Annotated in this window: 5 protein-coding genes; 2 read left to right on the forward strand and 3 right to left on the reverse strand. The window is 37.8% G+C overall.

The genetic code is table 11. The features are described 5' to 3' along the window. The first annotated feature begins 329 nt into the window (after positions 1-329). Both RT405_RS02440 and RT405_RS02445 read left to right on the forward strand, forming a co-directional pair. Positions 330-908: a Gx transporter family protein gene (locus RT405_RS02440; RefSeq protein ID WP_313467256.1), complete on the forward strand. Its 579-nt coding sequence runs from the start codon at positions 330-332 to the stop codon at positions 906-908. A 35-nt stretch (positions 909-943) separates the two neighbouring features. Next, positions 944-1924 carry a polyprenyl synthetase family protein gene (locus RT405_RS02445; RefSeq protein ID WP_313467257.1) on the forward strand — a complete coding sequence of 327 codons (981 nt, stop codon included), beginning with the start codon at positions 944-946 and terminating at the stop codon, positions 1922-1924. 232 nt (positions 1925-2156) lie between these two features. On the opposite strand, the gene RT405_RS02450 is transcribed toward RT405_RS02445, so the two are convergent. The 3 genes from RT405_RS02450 to rlmB form a co-directional block, all read right to left on the reverse strand. Continuing rightward, positions 2157-2756 carry a sigma-70 family RNA polymerase sigma factor gene (locus tag RT405_RS02450; RefSeq protein ID WP_313467259.1) on the reverse strand — a complete coding sequence of 200 codons (600 nt, stop codon included), beginning with the start codon at positions 2754-2756 and terminating at the stop codon, positions 2157-2159. A 109-nt stretch (positions 2757-2865) separates the two neighbouring features. Further along, on the reverse strand, positions 2866-3390 hold the full coding sequence (locus RT405_RS02455; RefSeq protein ID WP_313467261.1) for an NYN domain-containing protein: 525 nt from the start codon (positions 3388-3390) through the stop codon (positions 2866-2868). A gap of 35 nt (positions 3391-3425) precedes the next feature. After that, the coding region (gene rlmB, locus RT405_RS02460; protein WP_313467262.1) for a 23S rRNA (guanosine(2251)-2'-O)-methyltransferase RlmB at positions 3426-4012 on the reverse strand (587 nt) is incomplete at its 5' end.

The raw sequence follows: 4012 nt of genomic DNA on the forward strand, positions 1-4012 counted from the left end.
TCAGGACGTGCACTTGGTTTAGATTACTACGTTATTCCATGGATCCAAAAAATTGCGGGCAAGTGGTGGTACGGCACGCCTCGCTCGTTGTATGGCAAAAAATCCTAAGGGGTTTAGCAACTAAGAGAAAAAGAGTGAACGCAGGTTCATCTGCTCTCACTCTTTTCTTTTTTAATGATTTTTAAAATGTAAAGTATTAAGATAGAACAAAGAAAGTAAGAATTTTTTTCTTTGCTGTCTCTTACTATTTTATCTAATGGCTTTCTATATATGGAGAAGCACCGACTTTCTATTTTTAAAAACATTTATGAAATGAGGCCGGTTTTACTATGACCAAGAATCAAAAAATCGTTTATATCGCTTTATTGGCTGCCCAAGCTGTTATTCTTGGTTTAGTCGAAAGAAGCATTCCCTTTCCTTTTGCTTTTGCTCCAGGAGCCAAATTAGGCATTGCCAATCTCATCACCATTATTGCAATTTTTACCTTGCCGCTTAAAGATAGTTTTACAGTAGTGTGGATGCGGTTGATCATGACAACTTTACTAGGCGGCACATTATCTACTTTTATGTATAGTTGTGTTGGAGCTCTTCTTAGTTACTTAGGTATGCTGCTCGTAAAACAATTGGGACCAAAATATGTCAGTATCATCGGCATCAGTGCCACCGGTGGCATCTTGCATAATGTCGGTCAATTAGTTGTCGCCAGCTGGATTTCGCAGACTTGGACTGTTATGCTTTACTTGCCTGTACTTTCATTTATGGGGATTTTATCTGGCATAGCGATTGGAATTGCGGCAAACTACTTATTGGAACATGTGCGCACTTTGCGCGATTTCCAAGCGGTTTATTATACTCAGTCTGCTAAAAAGAACCAGCAGACCAAATGGTTGAAACCAATCAAAGATTAAAAAACGACAAAAATAAGATAAAGGAGGCACCTGTCATGCCTGTTCATTCTCTTTGGAAACCTTACCCTGAATTAGAAAAAGAGCTGGAAAAAGTGACCCAGTTAATGGCTAAACAAGTTCGTCTACGCAATAAAGAAATTGAAACCGTACTTGTAGACCATATCTATTCCGGCGGTAAAATGGTTCGCCCTGCTTATACGCTACTCTTTTCTAAATTTGGCGATGAGGAGCGGCCAGATCGTACTCAGGCAGTTGCTGCTGCGATTGAATTATTGCATACGGCTACTTTGATCCATGATGACATTATTGATGATTCCCCGCAAAGGCGTGGGAAACCTAGTGTACAAAGCAAGTACGGCAAAGATGTCGCTGTTTATGCAGGCGATTACCTATTTACTGTCTGCTTTCGTTTACTATCTTCTTATGCTGCTACAGCAGATCACATGGAAATCAATACTAGAGGAATGGAACGCATTCTGATGGGCGAACTCGATCAAATGCATTTGCGGTATCAACAACAAATGACGATTCGCAATTACTTAACACAAATATCTGGCAAAACAGCTCAATTATTTTCATTAGCTTGTTATTCAGGGGCTTTGAATGGCGGCCAAACAGAGTGGTTTGCCAGAAATTGTTATTATATCGGCAGCCATATCGGAATGGCCTTTCAAATTATGGATGATATTTTAGATTATTCGCAAGCTTCTGATGTATTCGGCAAGCCTGTTTTAGAAGATGTTCGACAAGGTATTTATACCGCCCCGCTGATTTATGCTTTACGCAAAAAGAATCCACGGCTGCAACAATTGATTGCTAAAAAAGCAACCATGACTGAAGCAGATGCTAAAGAAGTTCAACAGTTAGTGATTGAATCAGGCAGCTTATCCGAAGCTGCACGATTAGCAGAAAAATATACGAAAAAAGCACTTGCTCGCATTGAACAATTGCCAGATCAGCCTGAAAAAGCCATTATTCGCGAAATTACTTGTAGTTTATTGAATCGTTCTCTTTAATGAAAAAGAAACTGCTTTTTAAAATATATTCTAAATTAAGCAGTTGAATAAGCAAAGGAGGTCAAGACAACAGTCTCGACCTCCTTTTTTATACCCTTTTAAAAACTTGCAAGAATAGTAGACAGACAGATTGTTGACTTTTTTAATTTTTTTGTCTTTGCAAGGAATGCGCTTACATTTAGATGGAAAACAATCTTTATTTTATTGGTTCAACTTTCCCTACTCACTTAATTTAATCGAATAAATGTTTCATTTTACGTTTACAACGATCTAAAGCATTTTTGACTTGTATCAGATCACACTCTAACTTATCAGCAATCTCTTCTACTTCCATATGATGAATATAATTTAAAAAGACACGTTGTTCGAATCCAGAAAGTGTTTCTTGGTAGTCTACTAATTTTTCTCGAACTTGTAAAAGTTCAACGGTCGGTAATTGCTCCTTTCCATGAAGTATGTAGTGCTGCATATGTTCCTTTTTCTCAAGTAAGCCTTCCAACGACTCAGCATTTTTTTCAAGCCTTCTTTTCTTAGCCATATCCTTTCGGACCAAGCTAAAAATATGATGCTTTAGATTTAATTTATAAAAATTTCCAAACGTGTGACCTTTTTCACTATCATAAGTATGAATCACTTTAAGGAAGACCATCCGGGCTTCTTGTAATAAATCTTCCAGTTCATAACTCTTTAAGTAAAAATCTTTTATCGTTTTTATCGCTAAAACATAGTACCGTTGAAAAATAATATCAAATAGTTCCTCGTTACCATTTTTGATGAGTTGAATCAACTCATCATCACTCATTTGTACATAAAGCTGTTCTTTCTCTAACATATCCTGCTCCTCCTTTAGATCATCTACTTTTAAAGCTGAAAAAAATAACAAACATTATGTTTTCGGGTCTACTATTCTCGAAAGTTTCTAAAAAATAAGTTGTTCCAGTTTATTCTTTTGTTAAGTCATCTCTCAGCTTTTCAAGTTTATCTAATTGGAGACGGTTCCATGGAGAATTGCGGCGGTAACTTTGAAAGCGGTAATCTTTTGCATCGGCTTCAATGGATTTTTTAGCTAACTGTAAATCTTTATACAATTCATTAGCAGATTTTCTTAAAGCGCCTTTTTGAAAAACTAACCATTGTTCTGCAAGATCACTCGTTGCAACTGTTACTTGCGTAATCAGTAAATTTTCTTCTCCGATCATTCGTTCAATATAACTATCCGCTGTTTCTCCTTCTTTTGTGAAAACAACTGACAAATTATACTTTTTATAGGATTTTTGAATGCCAGGGACAAGTTGGGCATCAAATATCACACGAATTTCAATGTCTTCATACTGCTGGTAATTTGCTAATTCGTGCAGCAACAAATCACGTGCATCATTCATTTCATCTTTGTCTTTTAATCTCACTAGCTCTGGCCACGAACCTATCATATTATACCCATCAATAATTAACAATTCTTTTTTCATAATATTTTAGCCCCCTTTCCTCATCCAATTATCATTTAACTTTTATGCCGTCCGCGGTAGACCTCATACATCAAAAGGCTGGCAGCGACACTTGCGTTTAAACTTTGTACATGTCCAGTCATCGGTATAGTTAGCATCCCATCCATTTGTTCTTTGACTAGCCGAGTAATCCCTTTTCCTTCATTACCGATCACTAAACCGATTGGGATGCTGGTTTCCCACTCACGGTAATCTTGTCCAGCCATATCTGTCCCATATAACCACACACCGCGTTCTTTCAGCTCATTGATCGTTTGTGTTAAGTTCGTCACTCGCGCTACTGGTACATGTTCAATAGCACCCGTAGAAGCTTTTGCTACAGTAGCCGTCAGTCCAACTGCACGTCGTTTTGGAATAATGATCCCATGTGCTCCGCTGGCATCAGCTGTCCGCATAATTGAACCAAGGTTATGAGGATCTTCCACTCCATCCAGAATAATAAAAAATGGTGCTTCATTCTTTTCGGCAGCTGCAGCAAATAAATCATCAATCGTTGCATACTGAAAAGCAGCAACTGCAATCACTACACCTTGATGCGTTATGCCGTCAACTAGTTGATCCAACTTCGCTTTAGGGACAAATG

Origin of the sequence: Carnobacterium sp. (assembly GCF_032094055.1) — a bacterium.
Taxonomy (GTDB): domain Bacteria; phylum Bacillota; class Bacilli; order Lactobacillales; family Carnobacteriaceae; genus Carnobacterium_A.

Bases quoted from the DNA above. Each gene is read 5' to 3' on its own strand.
- RT405_RS02440 (WP_313467256.1), top strand. From the start codon at position 330: ATGACCAAGAATCAAAAAATCGTTTATATCGCTTTATTGGCTGCCCAA.
- RT405_RS02455 (WP_313467261.1), bottom strand. From the start codon at position 3,390: ATGAAAAAAGAATTGTTAATTATTGATGGGTATAATATGATAGGTTCG.
- RT405_RS02450 (WP_313467259.1), bottom strand. From the start codon at position 2,756: ATGTTAGAGAAAGAACAGCTTTATGTACAAATGAGTGATGATGAGTTG.
- RT405_RS02445 (WP_313467257.1), top strand. From the start codon at position 944: ATGCCTGTTCATTCTCTTTGGAAACCTTACCCTGAATTAGAAAAAGAG.